Raw genomic sequence first — 17635 nt, 5'->3', positions numbered from 1 at the left:
TCGGTGCGGGAAGCGCTGGAGATCGCTCTCGGTGACCCTATACGGTACGGGGACCGGCGCGACCGGGTGGAGATCCTGGTCGGCAACCAGACCGCCAGCTGGACTAGCGGCACCGGTAGCTGGCTGGTAGCCCCGGTTCAGCGCGTTCCATCCGGTTTCTACCTGTTGTCCGAGAACCGCGAGGGCCAACGCAGGGGCGTCGAGGTGCTGCGGGCATTTCTCGGCCCGGCGGTGACCCTCGAATCTGAGGCGCTCGCGCCGCACGCCGGCGGCATCGACGCGGCGCTGCACCAAGCAGGGCTGGTGCACGTCGCGTACTTGCGGCGGAACTCCGCTCCGGAGATGTTCCTGGCCCGCATCGAGGATGCGGTCGCGACCCTTCAGGGCAAGGGCACCGCCAACCGGCCGGTTCGGACGTCGTTTGTCGACCAGCTGCGCGACTTCCGCCTGGCGCTCCTGCACCAGGACGCCGAGTCGGTCGAACAGACCTGGCGAGGACTGCAGCAATGCGGTCAACTCAGCGCGGAGAATCTCAGATTCCTCGAGGTCGAGAAGCTGGCACGATTGGAGCGCTGGCGCGACCTGCGCCTGCTGCCTTACCTCGCCGAACTCCTGCGGGCACGCCGGCCGCGGGCGGTGAACGAGGCGTTGCTGGAGATGCTCTGGTGGACCGAGGTCGCCGAACTCGCGGTGAACCGGTCGCCTGCAGAGATCTACGCCCAGGCCGATCTCGGAGCGCGCTACGGCGCGGTCCTGAACACACGTGAGGTCCCCGCCACGTCGTCCGGACGCGCGGTCATCGCGGTGGTGGCCCTCGCGGTGGGCGATATGGCCCGGTTCGAACTCGTGGCGGCTGCCGCCTCAGGCCCCACCGAGCGCGACCGCCTCGACCAGTTGGCTGCACTAGCCGCGCCGCCGCCGACTCCGGTGGGCACGGACATCCGGAGCCTGTTCGAGGACGGCCAGTACGGGGCAGTGGTCCGCGCATTCCTGGACGGCCCAGATCCGAGAGCCGCCGACCTAGCGGTGATCTCCGTGCTGGAGCGTGCCGACACCGTGCACGCTGTCGCCGTACGCACCGTTGTGGAGCAGCAGCTTGCCGAGGGGCTGGTGCGGCAGAGCCGTCACCTCCGGCAGAACCTGCAGGAGCTGTCCGACCTCATCAACAACCGGTGCCGCAGTTGGGATGAGTGGGGCGCCCGGATCGGCAGGGACGAGCCCTGGGAGTACGCCGCCGAGGTGCTCCGGTCGCAGTACGCGGAGTGGGACGAGCTCCCGCTTGTATCCAACGCGAAGATGACCGCGTTGGCCGACAACGTCTTCTCGGCCTGGCTCGGGATTAACCGCGAACAGATCATCGCCGGGCTCGACGTGCTCTGCCGCGCCGCCGCGTCCGCGGTGGCCTCGGCGTTCGGGGCTAGCCTCGCTGAGGCGGTCCTGCTTGTCCTCGCTGAACAGCAGAACCTGAGCGCGCCGGTCCGCGAGTCCTACCTGCACCTGCTCGGCCAACTCCTGGACAGTGGCCAAGAACAACCCGGCTACACCGACCTTCTAGCCCAGGCGGGCGAAATATGGCGGAAGGTGGCGGCCCCGGTGGCTGTGAACTGGGGGATCGGTCTCGTCGACATCCTGCTCGATACGCCCTGCCCCGACCCGGATAGTCGCATCGCCCTGGTCACCGAAATCGTGGGCCGGTCCCGCAGCTTCGGTCAACGCCTCAGCTCGCGGCAACGGTCGGAGTTGCAGGTGCTCGCGGCGGACATTGGGCTGCCTCCCGCCGAGGACGAGGGCATCACCGACGACGATCCGGTCTGGAAACGCCTCGACGGGAAGGTGCTTGGCATCTACTCGCTCCTGCCGCGGACGGCCGACGCTCTCCGAACGCGACTCGCCAGCCTATGCGAGCCTGCCTCAGTGGAGGGCAACGCCGACACCGTCGCAACTGCTGCGCTGCGAGGGCTCGCTCGACGAGCCGACTACCTGATCGTCGACACCTGGCACGCCGCTCATGCCGCAACCGAGGCCATCGACGCCGTTCGCACCCGTGATCAGCAGATTCTGCCGCAGGGCCGCGGGGTCACCGGCTTCCTGCAGGCGTTGGAGTTGTACCTCAGCGCTTCGGACTGAGCAGACGTCCATACCTGGACTAGGGCGGCCACGCCAGCGCAGGCCCGGCTCCGGCAACCACACCGAACCCAACTGACCGGCCATCACTCACGCGGTTATCGCGTCGTGAACGCTGTCGTGCCCACGGCAAGCCTGGACACGTGTGGTGCTGCCGCTGCCCAGGTACAGCCACGGCCGACATGACTTGCCGTCCCGGCTGCGTTCACGATGACCCCGGCTCCGACTCCTCGGTCGGCGACCAACCCGCCAACTATGGCGAGGGGTTAACCTGTTCACCTCGTCCGATGCGACGCACTCGCTAGCGTGCTGGTTAGGTTCACGAGGCCGCAGTCAGGGTCGTGACTTCGTCAACGAAGCGGACGGAATGACGGCCGCGCGGACCATGGCCGGAATCGCGCGGCCAAGCCCAGGCGTCATCGAGGGCCGGTGGCAGTGCCGCGTCGCCACTGCGCTCCTGATCGTCCACGGTTTCGTCGTCTCCGGCGTGTCTCTCGGTTGGCGCCACGGTGAAGCTGTCGCGCGAGCTCAACCGGAACTCACCGCCTCAAGCACAAGGGCCCGCTGCGGTTTGTCTTGGATGTACTCAGTGGCGCGTCTCGGACGAGGAGATGTTCTGAGGGCGCGGCAATCTAATTCGTGGAGCGGCATCTAGATAACTGCCCGCCAACTGGCCGCAATTCAAGTTATCATTTTTGAGCGAATAAAAGTGATATGCATCAAACCCCATCTTCCGTGCGACTTCTGCTAGGTGCTCGACCGTTGCTGTATCGGGAGGAGTCAGTTTGTTTCGTATGCTGGCAGCGGTTTCGTTCATTCTCGATACTCGGACGACGCAGTTGTCCTGTAGGCCTTCAAACATCTTCAAGGCGGCCGTGAAGATGTTGCCAGTGCTGTTGAAGCCCTGAATGACCACGTAGTTGAGCCGATACGTGAGATTTGCGGTCTTAGTCATCGCCGATGCTATGTCTTCAACCCGATAACCCGCAGATTCTCCCATTCGCATTATAGAGTGGACCTTGCTGGAGCGCGGGTGAAGTAGGCTCACCTGAACATACTTCAACTCCACGTCTGTGGCCAAGCGGTCCAAGTGAGAAAACAAATCGGGGCGGAGTCCTACGGTGGTCAAGTTAAAATAGCACGACGGAAAGTTGGTCGAGATTTCTTTGGCTGATTGTTCGATGGTCGTTCGCATCAACGACGACTCGCCGATTCCTGAGTAAGTAAAAAGGAATCTTGAACTCCGCGACAAAGTTTGATCGTCGGCCACGAACTCAGCAAGATCCCGCACCTCAGTATAATTGAGTGCTTCGTGAGTGCCCAGCTCCGTGGCTGCACAGTGATGACACCCCACGGCGCAGCCGTAGCTCGTGGGGAGCTCAACCACGTCTTTAATATGTTCGGCGTCCAAGTAATGGCGGAAGTGCGATGCTTCAACTATCTTACCGCCGATATTGACCACGTAGCGCGATGCATCTTCTCTGTTCCAGCCCCTGGTGGAGTAGCTGGTGGTCGCCCTGAGCTTCTGTAGAATTTCCATAGAAGGTCCATTCGCTAAAGCTTCTTGGAATTCTCCCTTAGGGAGGCGATATCAGTCACTACGCTTCTGGCAAACGGCGAGCCATGGTCGAATGAAAGGTGCACGACGTCTTTGCTATCTTCGGTGTGGAGATATGGTGTGAAGTCCAAGCCGGCGTCGGTAATAATTGCCATATAATATGGTTCAAGGTCGTCGGGTAGGTATCGAAGTTCGACATTACTTCGTATCCGCACTGGAAGTGAATCACGAAAATTACTCAAGGTCTGAGCGGTCCTGTGCTTCTTCGACGCGTGATCACGACCGCCTATGGCCTTGATGTGTTTCTGGGCAGCACCGTTGGGTGCGAGGAGCAGAAAACACACGTCACCCCCGTTGCGGGCAACGCGCTCAATCGCGGCTTTAAAATGCTCTTCATACTCGGGTTTTAACCAGCTCTGAAGTGCGCGGCCCATAATAATGAGCCGTCCGTTCGTTGCCTGCATTAGGCGGTTCCAATAGTCGGGTTTGTTGGAATACTTTCCGTCGACTCGTAGTGCACCGGTACGTGCTCTCGCATCGGCGAGAGCCTCCAGTTCCAAAAGTCGATCGACTATTTCTCTTTGTGCGCCGAATTCGCGACTATTCAAAGCCACCCAAATCAGCGATGCCATCAAGCTCGATATGGCACCGCTTGCTAATAGGAATCCTAGAGACGACCTAGATGTGGCGAGTCCATAACCTAGAAGAATGAGGCATGCGACAATGAACGCTAAGTAGACCAGTCGCTTGTTCACTAACCACCACATTCCACGTAGCTGTGATACTCCTCACATCCTGACTGTACCTCAAGTGCATGGCCGCCACCTAGGGAAAGCCTGGGGAAGTGGCGGATTGTTGCTCCAGATGGAGGCCTAGATCCCGCTATGTTTATGCGGAACCCATCGCTTCCATATTTCTTGCAACGTGAAATATCGCCTGGGATAGTGCTTCGGCTGCAGCGTTCCGCAGGCAAATGAAGGATGTTGTCGATGTCGTTTACGGCCATCTGGGGCGACTGTTGGTCACGAATAAAAAGCGGATGAGGATCTAAGATCCTCATCCGCTTGATCAACTCCGATGTCCGAGGACGAAGTCGCACACTATTCACCCACGTAGCGCTTCGTTGTCCAGAGTAGCTACCTGGTCCGTTCGACTGCTGAGGCCCGTCCCACAACGGTCACACGGGACGGGCCTCATGCGTTGCGCTTCATGCCCGCCACCAGCAGATGTGTCTGTGCAGGGCGTGGGACAGCTTTGCTTTAGCCCGTCCCGCCCGCTGGGAAGGGTGGGTCGAGCCAGTTGAGAGGGTTGCTGAACGCGGGACAGCCGGCTTGGCCCGCGGCTCCCTGCCCTGCAGAAGCACAGGATGGCCGCCGCACTGTTGTTGCGCCTGCGGTCTCGCCACGCAAGCTCATGACGCCGTCGGCCGACTTCTGGCGGAGAAGGTCGACGGCCTGATCAACAGCCGTAGGCGACCTGGACCTCGACTCGGCTGGCAAGGCCCGCCGAATCAAAGGGCGACGCGAATCTGTTGTATGTCTGCGATGCTTGTCGCCGTGGGTACCGACGCCTGGCGTAACTGGATAGCGTTCAACGACGAGAAGCCGGAGACCGAGAACGCCGACGACGAGCTCTACTCCGACCGGCTCTTCGTCGGCGGCCCGTCGTCCCACGGCCCGTACGCTCTTGCTGCCATCATTGGACGCCCCCTGCCCGGGACGCTGCCTACGGTCCGACCAGCGGTCAGGCTGCATGTCGGCGTCCACGCGAATCTCATCCCAGATGTCGTGATCGACGGCGAGTTGGTCCCTGCCAACTCTGACGCTTATCACGGCGGAACGGCCAGTGACGAGATCGCCGCATTGGTGTCACTAATCCTCGGCGTGCGCCTTCGGGTAGCCGGAACGGCCCGTCTTTCAGGCATACACGAACACAGCGAGGCACACCCACCCATCTACCTGGAGGTGGCGCCACTGGCACACCCAGGACGTCTCGGACGCGAGTACATCCCTGCTGCGCTGACCAGATTGGCCGACCTTGGTCAGCTAGATCGCTTGGATTCCTTCCCCGACCTCAATGAAGAAGCTCAAGTAGAACTGGTCCGTGCCGCTCGCGCTTACGCCACGGGCCTGTGGTGGTCAAACGAAGACCAGAACCATGCGTGGCTCCAACTGGTGACCGCGATAGAGATCGCCGCGAACTATCGCCAGACCGGCCAAGTCACACCGCAGGAGCTCGTCGAAGACCTATGGCCAGAACTGTGGGCGGCACTACAAACTGCGGACGACGCGGTGCGCGCCGAAGTCTCGCACCAGATCGCGCCTCAGATCAGGGCAACGAAAAAATTCGTCGACTTCCTCACCGAATGTGCACCCGAACCTGCCGACCTCCGCCCACCAACCGGAGAACTGGACTGGACCAAGATGGCCCAGCATGCCAAGCTCATCTATCGCCACCGGTCTAAGGCGCTACATGGCGGCAAACCATTTCCGCTGCCGATGCTCGAACAACCCCGGCACGAGGCGAACGGCGCCATCCAAGAAGTCCCGTGGGGCCTCAACACTGGCGGACTCGGTGGCGTCTGGGACGCCAAGGAAGCCCCGATGCTCCTCTCTACATTCGAGCACATCGCGCGTGGCTCCCTCCTGAACTGGTGGGACGAACTACGCAGATCGCCTGCTGCCGATGGTCAAGAACTTCCCTGATCTGTGCGCTGCTTATAACGCCCAGCGCGCGTGCGTGGTGTTCAGTTTGCTCTCGGGCACTGTCCACCCGTCTGTATTGGCGCGACTGCGTACTTCGACGCGGAACTTCGCCTGAACACTGCACCGGACAGGTGCAGGATGCTGGTCGCGCGTGCGGCGGTCTGTTGAGTGCTGGGCTGGGGTTACGGCAGACTACCGCGCTGTCTAGGTAGGGCGGCTGATGTCGAGAACGTAGGGAGTGATGTGCACGCCGTGCGTACGCTCGTCCTCCGCCTGCTGTTCCAGCTTCTCCAATAGATCAGCAGCGGTCGGATACGCCGAGTGTGACCAGCGCTTTGGTCGCTGGTCTGGGCGAATCCAGTAGGCGAGGTAGATGCCATAGCTGAGCTCAAGAGGTTTGAGGTAGAGCTCGATGAGCTGCTGCGATATCGAGGTGAGCAACTCATTGTTGTCTATGCGCTTGGCTTCGATGACAACAAAGGCGTCCTGAGCCGTGGGGGAACGGGATTCGGCGGTGAGATCAATGCGTGTGCCGATACCGCCCTTGGCGCTGTTCCGGACGACGTGTAGTTCGCGGTTCACCACAATGCCAGAGGACGAGAGCTCGTGGCACCGGCGACGGATCCAGTCGGAGATGTCGTCTTCGGTTTGCGGCGTGGTGTCGTTCCAGATGTCGCGGAAGGCGCCCTCATGTTTGATCGAGTGCTGCAGCTTGGCAAGCATGTGCAGGACCACCCTGACAAGGTCGGCGTCGTTGTGCACGAGCCGTGCGTCGGAGCTTCGGAGCAGTTCCAGGAGGTCGTCGGCTGTCGTGGGGGTCAAGGTGAGTTCGGCTTGGCGTGACCTGGCAGTTCGCAGGTAGGCGCTGGTAATGATGTTGTGGTCCAGCTCGGGACGGCCTTGGCGTAGCGCGTCCAAATCCTGGGCGTGGCCGTTGTCAGCGAGCTGCTGGAGGAGCCGGCCGCGGAGCTCCTGAGCGTGATGTGCGGGTGTGTAGGCGAATCCAGGCTGTAGAGGTTGGTCTTCCGCGTACGGGTAGGTGTTCAGGAGATGTGACGCTGCTCGGACCAGATGCGCGTGGTCGAGCTTGATGATGTTGAAGCGCGACGCCATCTCGGCCACTGCGGCGGCAGTCGGTGCGGTGGTGTCGAACTCGTCGATCACGAGGTTGGGCGCGATCGTCGCGAGGTGCGCGCGTGCACGGCTCGCGAGCTTCGAGTGGTCCTGGTTCCTGAGCTGAAGGCATGTGTCGAGCGCGGTCGCGGGCTGCGCCTGTTGAGCCACAAGGTCGAGGACATCACGGGCGAGTTCCCCGCTGTAACGACCGTCGAGGAGACGTCGGGCGACTTCGGCGCCGATATGGGGTCCGAGGTGCCGGTACACCGGTTCAGAGGACAGATTCCTGCCAGCTGCTTCGAGGTCGTCGAGGTGATGAAGCGCCGCGTCGAGGATCGGTTCGGGTGCCAGTGTCATCCCGACGTTCAGGAGCGCGTGCCGCATTGGCTCGTTGTTGCTGCTGGTGTGAGTTAGCCACGTGGCGATGATCGAGTGGCTCCAGTTGGTCCACACGCTGCTGCCTTGGGTCTTGAGGATTTCTGGAGTGTGGCGGGCAAGGGTGGACAGCAGGCGGACGCCCTCCCAGTCGGACAGCGCATCTCCGGTGTTCAACGATGTGAAGCCGCACCATCGTTTGGGCTCCGGCTGGTGGACGTGCAGGTATCGAATCCCTGCCTGCAGGGTCTTCACGCGCTCATCCTCGGTGAGGTGCTGCCAGCCCGGGCGTGCTGTCAGGTCCTCATTGAAGATCGCGTCGTTGTCGTCGTCCGTGAGCAGGTACGTCAGCTTCCACCACAAAGCCGGGTCCGCTTCGAGTCCGTCGAGTAGCTCTGCGATGGCGTGTCGAGCTTGAGTACGTCGATCGGTCTGTTCCCGCTTGTACGCGTGATCTTGTGCGGCCATTTCGCGTCGCTTGGCCACCGCGGGAGAGTTCAGCTCGGACGCCCCGCGCAGGTGGTTGGTCGCCTCGTACGCTGGATGTTCAGGCGATAGGCCGAGGATGAGGTCGGCGCTTTCGGCTGAGGGGTCGTGCAGGATGGCGGATAGGCACGTGCTCAGCGTTTCTGCTTCCAGGTCGAGCAATGCCGGAAGCTGATCGACGAGCCATGCAACGTCGTCGCTGCATATCAAGCCGGTAGTGACCACTGCATACCAGTCCCGAACTGTCATACGGGCGAGCTCGAGTGCGAGGGCTCGGCGACGTTCAACGGGCCCTTCCGCCCAGGGAATGTCCTGCCTGCCTCTGTTCCAGTGGTGGCTGCGGACGCTGGCCGCCACAAGTTCCGCCAGTGCTGTTCGAAGTTGGGGATCATCGGCGTGTGGCCACGCTCGGCGGAGCAGGTGCGTTGGCAGTTCGTAGTAGTCCTTGAGCACGTCTGACTCATCGTCGACGCCTGCGGCGAGCCCTCTGATGAACCTGGCCAGATCTGGAGTCGGAATGTCGTCGGCGAGGACCCGCAGCTTCTGGCGATAGTTGCCGTAGAGGATCGACCGGTGAGGCCGCATGACCGATGCAAGGTCATCGGTGGTGAGCAGCCGCGGATACAGAACCTCGATCAGCGTGCACAAGATCTCGTTGTCGGGATCGGCCAGATCCCCGTCGAGCAAGGTTCGCAAAGACCTGCGAACCTCGTCGTTACCGAGTCGATCCGCCGCGAAGATCGCCGCTCGCCTCGCGTATGCCTGGTGGGTCGTGTCTTGGGCCGCCTCGGCGAACTGTCGCGCAAGCCCCTCGCAGCGGCCCGCGATCGCTAGCCGAGAAAGCCACCACAGGAGCTGTGAATCTGCTGGCTCAGTCGGCAGACGCCGCGACAACTGACCTTCCAAAGTGGAGTGAACGAGACCAGTGAGATCAAGGTTCCACCGTGGCTGTTGATCGTCCCTCGCAGCCGCGTCCAGGAGTGCCTCGACGACCGCCGCCCGTGCTGGATCTGAGCTGATCTCGACAGCAGCCGCAGAGAACGCGAAGGTCTCGACGTTGTCCGCGATCAGTCGTTCAACGAGTTCGGGTTTCAACGCCGCAATCCATGCCGCGACGCCGATTCTGGAGGTGGGAAGTACGCCGTTGGCATCGGCGCCGAGCAAGGTGGCTACTTGCTCTGGCGTGGCACGACGGTCGACGAGGTAGGCCGCCGCCAAGTACTCGACGTACATCTGATGTCTGAAGACCAGGAGACCGGGAGCCGCGAAGTCGAACAACGCGGTTCTCAGCACGCTCCGGTAGTCCTCGGGCATGACGGGAGACGAAGGCGCGGCAGGCTCGGAGCTGGAGGGCAATTGATCCACGCTGAGGGTGACGCCGTCAGCCTCGTGAGGCGCCAGGCTTAGCGACTGAGTGCTGGAGAATGCGGTGAAGGCGCCGAGCCGTTTCGCGATCACACGCGCGCGGTCGATCGGCATCGCCGAAAGCACCTTGTTGTTCGGCTCGGCCAGAAACTGGTCGATCTCGAACTGCATCGCCTCCACTGAGCCGCTCGGCAGCCGGCCCTTCGTGGACCAGTACTTCGCGGTGGTGAGCAGCTGCCCGGCACACGCCGAAAGTCTGCCCAGATCTGCCTCGACGATGGCGGCGATGAACCTCTCACCATCGTGACCCTGCGCTGAGGCGAGCACTTCAGCGCTAACACGGTCGAGCGGCAACAACTTCCACTCGGTGAAGTCCGGCAGGCGGTCCTTGAGGACGTGGGCGAGTGATGCCTCCCACGCAGCAGACCGACACGCAAGCCGCCACGGCACCAGGCGGGCCGCTTCAGAGGTGAGTTCATCTTCCAGCCATTGCAGAAGACGAGGGTCGTGCAGGGCAGCTTGATCCAGTCCATCGAGGTAGATCGGACGGTGCTGTTCACAGGCAGCCGCGAGTTTTCGCTCCAAGCTGTCCCTGGTGAGCGGTGCGACGTTGAGGACGCTGGCGAGCGGCTCATGTTTGGCCAAGGCTTCGAAGGTACTGGTCTTACCGGCACCACCGGCACCAAGAAGCGCGAAGGAGCTTTTCGCTTTGGGAAGCGTGGTGACTGCGACAGGCCGTACGTCATCGCCGCTCAACCAGTCGTCCTCGGGGGGTGGCAGCAGGAAGCCATCATCGTCGAGCAGTACCGGATGTGACGCCGGCAGTGCGTATCGGTGGAACTCCTTCGCCTCGGTCATCCTGCAGTCTCCGATCTCACCGCTGTTGCCGTGCCGACCGTAGAGCAGTTGTTTCACCAGTTCGATCCTGTGACCGCCGGTTGGGTGGAGCCCCGACGAGAGTGAAGGACGGCTGGCCCGCCAGAACCGCCGCCAGCCGGTCGAACACGCGTCCGAGGGCGAATGCGGCGCCGCCAGAAACCGCGCGACCGCCTCGTCGCTCGGCGCGCTTCACGTTGTCGGCCGGCAGCGTGTGCATCTGAGGCGGGACCCCTGGGTCTGGTTTCGGCCAAGGCTGCGGTCGGACGCGTGGGGGTGGACCACACGAAGGCTGCTGCGGCGGGATAGGCGAGCTTGGTGGTGGGCTGCCGCCCAGATCACTTGCTTCCGTATCGGTCCGGTGCCGATCCGGGCCGAGTTTGACGGTGGGCTCGTCCCACTCATCTCCTCGTTCGACGAGCTGGACGAATCCGTCTCACGAAGGCATGCCGATCTGCCTCCGTGGTTGCGGAGGTCTCCGACAATCGTACGAACGAGTGAACAGCAGAGCAAGTATCACCCGTTCGTACGACAGCAGTAACATCGCGCAAACTGTGACCGATGGACTGGAAAACAGTTTGCCCCGTGAGGGAGTGATACGACACCCAGGTCATTCGCCTGCGGGTTTTTCCGGTTGCAGTCTGCGGACGTAGGCCATCGCCTGCCGTGAGCTGCTGTTGTTTAGTGGTAGACGTTCTGCCGTGCGCTGAAGGCCAGCTCGTCTGTGATCGAGCGCGCAGAGCGGAGGATTCTGTGCTGCTGAAGTCTGCGTCAATTCAGAACTTTCGGTCCCTCGTGGACGTCGAGGTGAAGATCGATCCGCTAACTACGTTGGTGGTAGGCAGGAACAACACCGGAAAAACGTCTTTTGTGGACCTCTTCTGCAAGTTCTTTGGATCTCGCGATGCGCGCTTCGTGCTGGAGGACTTCTCCACGCAGAGGATCGCCGATCTGCGAGAGGCGATCGATCTGTACGCGGAGTCGGAGTCCGGACGTGCGCAGGGAGACGGTGAAGCGGCGAAGGGGCTGCTTGATCGTGCTATCGGCAAGCTGCCAGTCATTCGACTCACGCTGACGATCGGCTACGACGAGTCAGATGACCTGGCTGCGCTCGCCGATGTGATCCTCGATCTCGATGAGAACTGCTACGAGGCGGTCGTGGAAGCAACCGTCGAGGTTGCCAAGCCTCTGGAGTTCTTCGCGCGGTATCTGGCGGAGCGTCAGTCGGCTGACATCGCGATCGATAAGTATCTGGAGCGAGGTTTTCAGCGGGTCTTCGCCGTTCGATACTTTGCGGTTGACGCACGTCGGGCGAGTCACCGGAAAGAGGTCAGCAGGGCCGTCATTGACCGGATCTTCTGTGCCAAGTTCGTCTACGCGCAGAACAAGTTCGATGACTCGTCAACCGACCGCACGAATAACCTGTCGCGCACCTTCGAGACGTACTACAAGACCAACAGCGGCGACCTGGGCAACGAGAACGTGGAGACGATCGACAAAGCGCTCGCCACCGTTTCTGTTCAGCTCGACGAGAACTACGAGAAGCTCTTCCGGCCCATCTTCGACGACCTGAATAGTTTCGGTCTGGACACCATCACCCCGGTGCAGAAGCTGAGAATCGTGTCACTTCTGGAAGCCGACGAGATCCTCCGCGACTCCACCCGGATCCGGTATCCGTCCGGAGAGGACGACTACCTCCTTCCCGAAGGGCACAACGGCCTGGGGTACACAAAGCTCATCTTCACAATCCTCCAGGTCGTCGGATTCTACGAGAACTACAAACGTCTGTCGCCGCAACCCGGATTTCAGATCCTGTTCATCGAGGAGCCGGAGGCGCACCTGCATCCACAGATGCAGGAGGCGTTCATCAAGAACATTCGCGACTTCATCGAAGGAAAAACGGGCTGGAACGTCCAGGTCGTCATCACCACGCACTCCTCCCACATCGTCACCAGTAGCGGCTTCGACGGCATCCGGTACTTCGCCTGCACGGGGGAAGGCCTGAAGGTCAAAGATCTCTGCAGGTTCAAGGAGTCCATCCTGCCGAGCAAGGACGGCAGCACTCCGGACGGGTCAGAGACCTACCGCTTTCTCTTCCAGTACATGGTGCTTCATCGGTGTGACATGTTCTTCGCGGATATGGTCATTATGATCGAGGGCGCGGTTGAACGCCTACTGCTGCCGGAGATGATCGCCAAGTCCGCGCCGAGCCTCAAGCACAGGTATGTCTCGGTCATCGAGGTGGGTGGCGCGTACGCGGACAAGTTCAAAGAGCTGTTGGAGTTCATCGGCGTCGCAACGCTAATCATCACCGACATCGACTCCGTTGACGCCGCAGACAAGCGCAGAAGGTGCCCAACAGCTCACGAGGGCGCGGTCAGCTCGAACGCGACGATCAAGAACTGGCTGCCCGGTGAGTCGGAGATAGCGAAGCTGGTCGCGCTTAATGTCGACCGGAAGATCAAAGGCCGAGTCCGGGTCGCCTACCAGCAGCCGGAAGAAGAAGGCGGTCCGTGTGGCCGCAGCTTCGAGGAGGCCTTCATCATCGCCAATGCTGAGAAACTGAGTCAGGACGCGAACAAACTTGCGCTAGGTAAGGTGTTCACCGCGAAGGACGGCACGGTTTTCTCGCCCGATGCGATTAGGGCGGCGTCGTACGAGATCGCGGACGCATTGGACAAGAAGACAGATTTCGCTTTTGACGTGATGCGACTTGGCGGCTGGCGAACGCCTCTGTACATCGAGGAGGGGCTCGAATGGCTGAGCGCGACGCTCTGAAGCAGGTCGAGGAGGCCATCGACAGTCGGCAGAGCTTCCTGGTGGAGGCGGGCGCGGGTTCTGGCAAGACGTTTGCGCTCGTGCACGGGCTTCGTCACATCTTGCGAACCCAGCGCGACGAGCTCGAACGCAGAGGGCGTCGCGTCGCCTGCATCACCTACACGAACGTCGCCAAGGGTGAGATCTCGGAGCGGATCGCGGACGATCCTCTGGTTTTCGTGGGCACCATCCACGAGTTCATGTGGAGCCTGATCGAGAACTATCAGGAGGAGCTGAAGGCTGAGGTAGTCGTTCTCAACGGGCAACTGAAGAAGCCTGCCGAAGGACTTGAACAGGCGCTCCAAAGTGTGCGTATCGTGTATAGCGACCGCGGCAGGAAGCTCGAAAAGGGCAGGATCTCGCACGACGAGGTCATCGCCTTTGCGTATAACCTCTTCGTCGAGTATCCGAAGATCTCCCGCATTGCCGCCGACAAGTATCCGTTTCTGTTCATCGACGAGTACCAGGATACCGCCCCGGAGACTGTGGAGCTCATCGTCGAACATTTCTGCGGTTCAGGTGTGTCGAAGTCGGTGGTCGGCTTCTTCGGTGACTCTATGCAAAAGATCTACCAGCGCGGTGTCGGGGCGGTGGACCACGAGAAGTTGCGGCAAATTACGAAACACGAGAACTTCCGATGCTCGCGGTCGGTCATCGGAGTGCTGAATCAGATGCGTCCCGAGCTTCAGCAGGTTCCTGCCGGGGAGAACGCAGCGGGTGAAGTCCATTTCTTCTCTGGTGCAGGAACTCCTGAAGGGGTGCGACGGCTCGAAGTGGCGCGGCAAATCCTCGCGGGGCTGGGCTGGAACGTGGATGAGGCGAAGACCTTGATGCTCACCCACCGCGGAATTGCGGGAACCCTGGAGTACGAACGACTGTTCGCCCTCTACGCCAAGCGCAGCAAGTGGGGGCGCGACGATCTGCTCGAAGGCAATGATCCTCACGCACAGTTCTTCCAGGAGATCGAAAAGCTCTGCCAGGCCTATGAGTCCAAGGACTACGGGGAGGTAATTCGCCTGGTCGGCCGCGACGGCACCAGGATCGTCCGACACTCGGAGAAGGCCAAGATCGCCGCCTTCATGCAAGAGCTGACGAATCTGAGGCAGTCTTCGGACATCGGTACCGTTCTGGACTTCGTCGTGGAGAACCAGCTACTCGGTCGGCCACGACGGTTGCGCGATGTGGAGGAGCGCATCGCGGCCGAGGAACTGGACGGGACTGACGAGGTGCTGCGCGACTTCGTCACCGCGTTGCGTGCAATCCCCTACAGCGAAGTCATGGCGTTCTCACGATTTCGTGACGAGCGGACGCCGTTCTCCACGCAGCACGGCGTCAAGGGCACGGAATACGACGACGTGATCGTTGTCGTCGACGATGGTGCGTGGAACCAGTACGACATGGGCGAGATGATGGCTGGAACCGAGCGTCTTCCGCAGCGGCGAGAGCGATCGCGCAACTTGTTTTACGTGTGTTGTTCGCGTGCCAGGCGGGGGCTGGCCGTCGTTTTCCTGAGTGAACCGCCAGCTGGCGCGGTTGAGACTGCCAGACGGTGGTTCGGCCCGGAGAATGTACGCTGACCGTGTCGTCCAAGCGATGCGGTATGTCACCCCATCAGGAGACATCTCTGAACCAGTGATCAACGCGGGGTAAAGCCCGCTGTAAGCGGCTGCTGCTGCCCAGTGTGGTCGGCTGACGATCGTGTCCTACCTGCCCGGTCGCCAGTCCGAGAGCGACGCCTGGCATGTATTCGTGTGCAGGAAGGCCCCGGGCGGTTCCGTGTTCCCCGCACGGTCACCAAGATGGAGCCAGAGCCTCCCCCCGGGGCTGGTCTGGGCCTGGTGCATGTGCATCGGCTGCGGCACAGTGCGGTGGTCGTTTGGTGGTCGTGGCCTAGATGCACGTGGCAGCCTCGGCGATGAGTTCCAATGACTCGGCCTCGTCGAGCGCCAGCGTACGCAACGCGGAGAACCGCTCGGCCACCCGTCCGATCTGGGAGTGGGTCTCCACGTACTCGGTGCGAAGGAACGTTTCCGTGTACACGACGTCGTTGTGCTGTCGGTGCGGAAAGCTCAGCCAAGTGACGGGGCAGCTCATCGCGGGATAGGCGCCAGCCGAGTGCGGCACGACCCGAAGGCTCACCTTTGGCAGCTCGCTCACCTCCATGAGGTGAAGCAGCTGTGCCTTCAGCACGCGTCTTCCGCCTACGACCTGCCGCAGCACCGCCTCCGGAAACATTGCCTCGACCGCAAGGGGGTCGTCCCCGCTTGAACGGGTTGCCCATGTCTCCCTAGCGCGCGAGAGCTGGGCGGCTCTGGCCGGGTCGTTCCGCTGCGTCGTTGCTGTGGTGTAGTCGGCGAGCTGGAAGATAGCCGGCACCATGTCCGTGGCGCACGTCCGCAGCTGTGTCGCATCAGCAAGCAGAAGGGGAAAGTCCTCAGCCGGGTCGAAGATGGCCGCTTGGGGCTGCCGGAGTGCTCTCAGGTCCGCGGCGTGCTGCGCCTGCGACATGACGAACTGCCACTCAGGTGTGGGCACCTTGTAGACGTAGCCCAGTGCCATGATGTCGATGACCGCAGAGGGCTGTATCGCGTTCTCCATCATGGACAGCTTGGCGCTGCTGAAACCTACGCGACTGCCTGCTTCGACGAGGCTGAGGTCGCGTTCGTCTCGCCACTTGACCAGCTTTCGGCCGACAGCGCGTTCGAGCGCAGTGGCTCGGAAGTCCTTAGGCATGAGGAGATCGACGCCTCACGATCAGTCTGCTCGCTCTCATCTCGGTGGCGAAGCGCTTGTCGCCTACAGCGGCGGAAAGGGCTCGTCCTCGTCTTCGCGGATCACGTCCTCGGCTCCGTCGGACTCCTGGAGGCGCACGCATCGGCGGGAGATCCACTTCAGCGACTGGTCCTCGTCGAGGCTGATCGCGTCGAGTGCCTGGACGACTGCTTCGTAGCCTTCGACCGCGTGTTCCTCTTCGACGAAGAGGCTGGAGTTCTCTGTCATGGTCCAGATCAGCGGCTGGTACTTCGGGAACGTGAGCTGCGTGAACGGTCCAGCCATGCCGGCATGCGCGCCAGCTGCCGCGGGCACGATCAAGATCCGGATCTTCCTCCAGGCCGCCATGCGCATGAGGTGTTGCAGCTGGGCGATGTGCCCTTCGCGCCCACCGACCTGGAGTTCAAGGGCGAACTCGTGGATATAGAACGTGCAGTCGAGGCCGTTGCGGAGCAGCTCCTGCATCTCGTGCAACGCACGCAGCCGCTCGTCCAGTTCGGTCGTCGGCACGGTGGCTGAAGCAGCTAGCACTCCACGCGCGTAGTCCGTTGTCCGGAGGAGGTCCGGGATCGCATGAGGTTGCCAGCTGACCAGGGTCTTAGCCGCGGCAAGGTTGGTGCGGGCTGTGTGCGATCGGACTGGTGCGCGCTTGCCGTGTGGCTGCCACCAGCCGTTCAGCTCGGTGGCGGGGAAGAGGCTGAGCAGGTACTCGCGTTCGGGCTCAGGTACTCGGCAGATGCCGAGTACCACCGCGAGCTCCAAGGTGGTGATCCCTCCCTTGCCGTTCACCATGTCCGAGACCTTGGCCTCCTGCCAGCACAGCAGGTCGGCGAGCTGTCGGGATGTCATGCCCGCTTGCGCGATGGCCGCTCGCAGCCTCTCGCCGAACTCACGGCCGCGTGCGGTGGAGTACCTCTTGGGCATGTCGCAATTCCTTGCTCTGGTGCGAAGAACTTGGTGAGAAGCTCGGGATCGGCGTGCTCGCCGACCTGGAGGGCTGTTCGTTCTCGCCGTGGTTGGTGGGCGCCTCGTCGAGTGCCTTCTCGTTGAGCTGGTTCTCGCGTCGCTGTGACAGCAACTCGGACCGCTGCTCGTTGGTGAGCGACAACCACTTCTCGCCGATCGCTTCGGCTGTGAGGCCGTCCATCTGAGCGACCGGCCTAGTGGCTAGAGCTCTGGTGACGTCGGCGTGCGGCTGCTCGTTGCCACCAGTCGAAGTGGTCGCCGATGACCCATGACCATGTCGCCGCTGCTACAACGCCGAAGACGACCGTGATCGCGGTCATGGCGACTCCCTTCCCGCAGGCGTGCGTTTGGGGTGTCCGGTGACGTGGTTGAGGCGGACGCGGAGTCCTCACGTCACCGGACGGTCTGACGGATGTTGAGCGGGCGTGTCAGACTGAAATCAAGATTTCATCAGCGCTCGATCAGCGGAACGGCC

At 61.9% G+C, this 17635-nt stretch carries 10 protein-coding genes; 4 read left to right on the top strand and 6 right to left on the bottom strand.

What is annotated here, in order from left to right; genetic code table 11:
- Positions 1 to 3 precede the first annotated feature (3 nt).
- On the top strand, positions 4 to 2127 hold the full coding sequence (gene dpdD / locus G7043_RS39740; RefSeq protein WP_166053854.1) for a protein DpdD: 2124 nt from the start codon (positions 4 to 6) through the stop codon (positions 2125 to 2127).
- Positions 2128 to 2710: 583 nt separating this feature from the next.
- On the opposite strand, the gene G7043_RS39735 is transcribed toward dpdD, so the two are convergent.
- Together G7043_RS39735 and G7043_RS39730 are read right to left on the bottom strand one after the other, a co-directional pair.
- Positions 2711 to 3664, bottom strand: coding sequence for a hypothetical protein (locus tag G7043_RS39735; protein ID WP_166053853.1), 954 nt, complete (start codon positions 3662 to 3664; stop codon positions 2711 to 2713).
- Between the two features lie 14 nt (positions 3665 to 3678).
- Entirely contained in the window at positions 3679 to 4314 is a 636-nt protein-coding gene (locus G7043_RS39730; protein ID WP_166053852.1) for a hypothetical protein, read from the bottom strand.
- A 924-nt stretch (positions 4315 to 5238) separates the two neighbouring features.
- Between G7043_RS39730 and G7043_RS39725 the strand changes: the two genes are divergently transcribed.
- Positions 5239 to 6387 carry a hypothetical protein gene (locus G7043_RS39725; RefSeq protein WP_166053851.1) on the top strand — a complete coding sequence of 383 codons (1149 nt, stop codon included), beginning with the start codon at positions 5239 to 5241 and terminating at the stop codon, positions 6385 to 6387.
- A 204-nt stretch (positions 6388 to 6591) separates the two neighbouring features.
- Here the strand turns inward: G7043_RS39725 and G7043_RS39720 are convergent, their stop codons facing one another.
- A complete protein-coding gene (locus G7043_RS39720) occupies positions 6592 to 10644 on the bottom strand; it encodes a hypothetical protein (RefSeq protein ID WP_166053850.1) in 4053 nt (1350 codons plus the stop codon).
- A gap of 627 nt (positions 10645 to 11271) precedes the next feature.
- Between G7043_RS39720 and G7043_RS39715 the strand changes: the two genes are divergently transcribed.
- Together G7043_RS39715 and G7043_RS39710 are read left to right on the top strand one after the other, a co-directional pair.
- On the top strand, positions 11272 to 13383 hold the full coding sequence (locus G7043_RS39715) for an ATP-dependent nuclease (RefSeq protein WP_313888306.1): 2112 nt from the start codon (positions 11272 to 11274) through the stop codon (positions 13381 to 13383).
- Positions 13362 to 14999, top strand: coding sequence for a UvrD-helicase domain-containing protein (locus G7043_RS39710; protein WP_166053848.1), 1638 nt, complete (start codon positions 13362 to 13364; stop codon positions 14997 to 14999). The genes G7043_RS39715 and G7043_RS39710 overlap by 22 nt, the downstream gene beginning before the upstream one ends.
- A 313-nt stretch (positions 15000 to 15312) precedes the next feature.
- Here G7043_RS39710 and G7043_RS39705 read toward each other — a convergent pair whose 3' ends face one another.
- The 3 genes from G7043_RS39705 to G7043_RS39695 all read right to left on the bottom strand — a co-directional run bounded on the left by G7043_RS39705 (position 15313) and on the right by G7043_RS39695 (position 17341).
- Positions 15313 to 16155, bottom strand: coding sequence for a DUF5753 domain-containing protein (locus G7043_RS39705; RefSeq protein ID WP_166053847.1), 843 nt, complete (start codon positions 16153 to 16155; stop codon positions 15313 to 15315).
- 63 nt (positions 16156 to 16218) lie between these two features.
- Positions 16219 to 17118 (bottom strand): helix-turn-helix domain-containing protein, encoded by a 900-nt coding sequence (locus tag G7043_RS39700; protein ID WP_166053846.1) that lies wholly within the window; start codon positions 17116 to 17118, stop codon positions 16219 to 16221.
- Positions 17084 to 17341, bottom strand: a complete 258-nt coding sequence (locus G7043_RS39695) for a hypothetical protein (protein WP_166053845.1) — start codon at positions 17339 to 17341, stop codon at positions 17084 to 17086. Before G7043_RS39695 ends, G7043_RS39700 begins: the two co-directional genes overlap by 35 nt.
- Between the last annotated feature and the right edge of the window lie 294 nt (positions 17342 to 17635).

Origin of the sequence: Lentzea alba (assembly GCF_011067745.1) — a bacterium.
GTDB lineage: Bacteria > Actinomycetota > Actinomycetes > Mycobacteriales > Pseudonocardiaceae > Lentzea > Lentzea alba.
Note: the sequence above shows the minus strand (reverse complement) of the source record. Positions and strands in the feature narration are given on the sequence as shown.

Bases quoted from the DNA above. Each gene is read 5' to 3' on its own strand.
- G7043_RS39695 (WP_166053845.1), bottom strand. From the start codon at position 17,341: ATGGACGGCCTCACAGCCGAAGCGATCGGCGAGAAGTGGTTGTCGCTC.
- G7043_RS39710 (WP_166053848.1), top strand. From the start codon at position 13,362: ATGGCTGAGCGCGACGCTCTGAAGCAGGTCGAGGAGGCCATCGACAGT.
- G7043_RS39705 (WP_166053847.1), bottom strand. From the start codon at position 16,155: ATGCCTAAGGACTTCCGAGCCACTGCGCTCGAACGCGCTGTCGGCCGA.
- G7043_RS39730 (WP_166053852.1), bottom strand. From the start codon at position 4,314: ATGGCATCGCTGATTTGGGTGGCTTTGAATAGTCGCGAATTCGGCGCA.
- G7043_RS39700 (WP_166053846.1), bottom strand. From the start codon at position 17,118: ATGCCCAAGAGGTACTCCACCGCACGCGGCCGTGAGTTCGGCGAGAGG.
- G7043_RS39735 (WP_166053853.1), bottom strand. From the start codon at position 3,664: ATGGAAATTCTACAGAAGCTCAGGGCGACCACCAGCTACTCCACCAGG.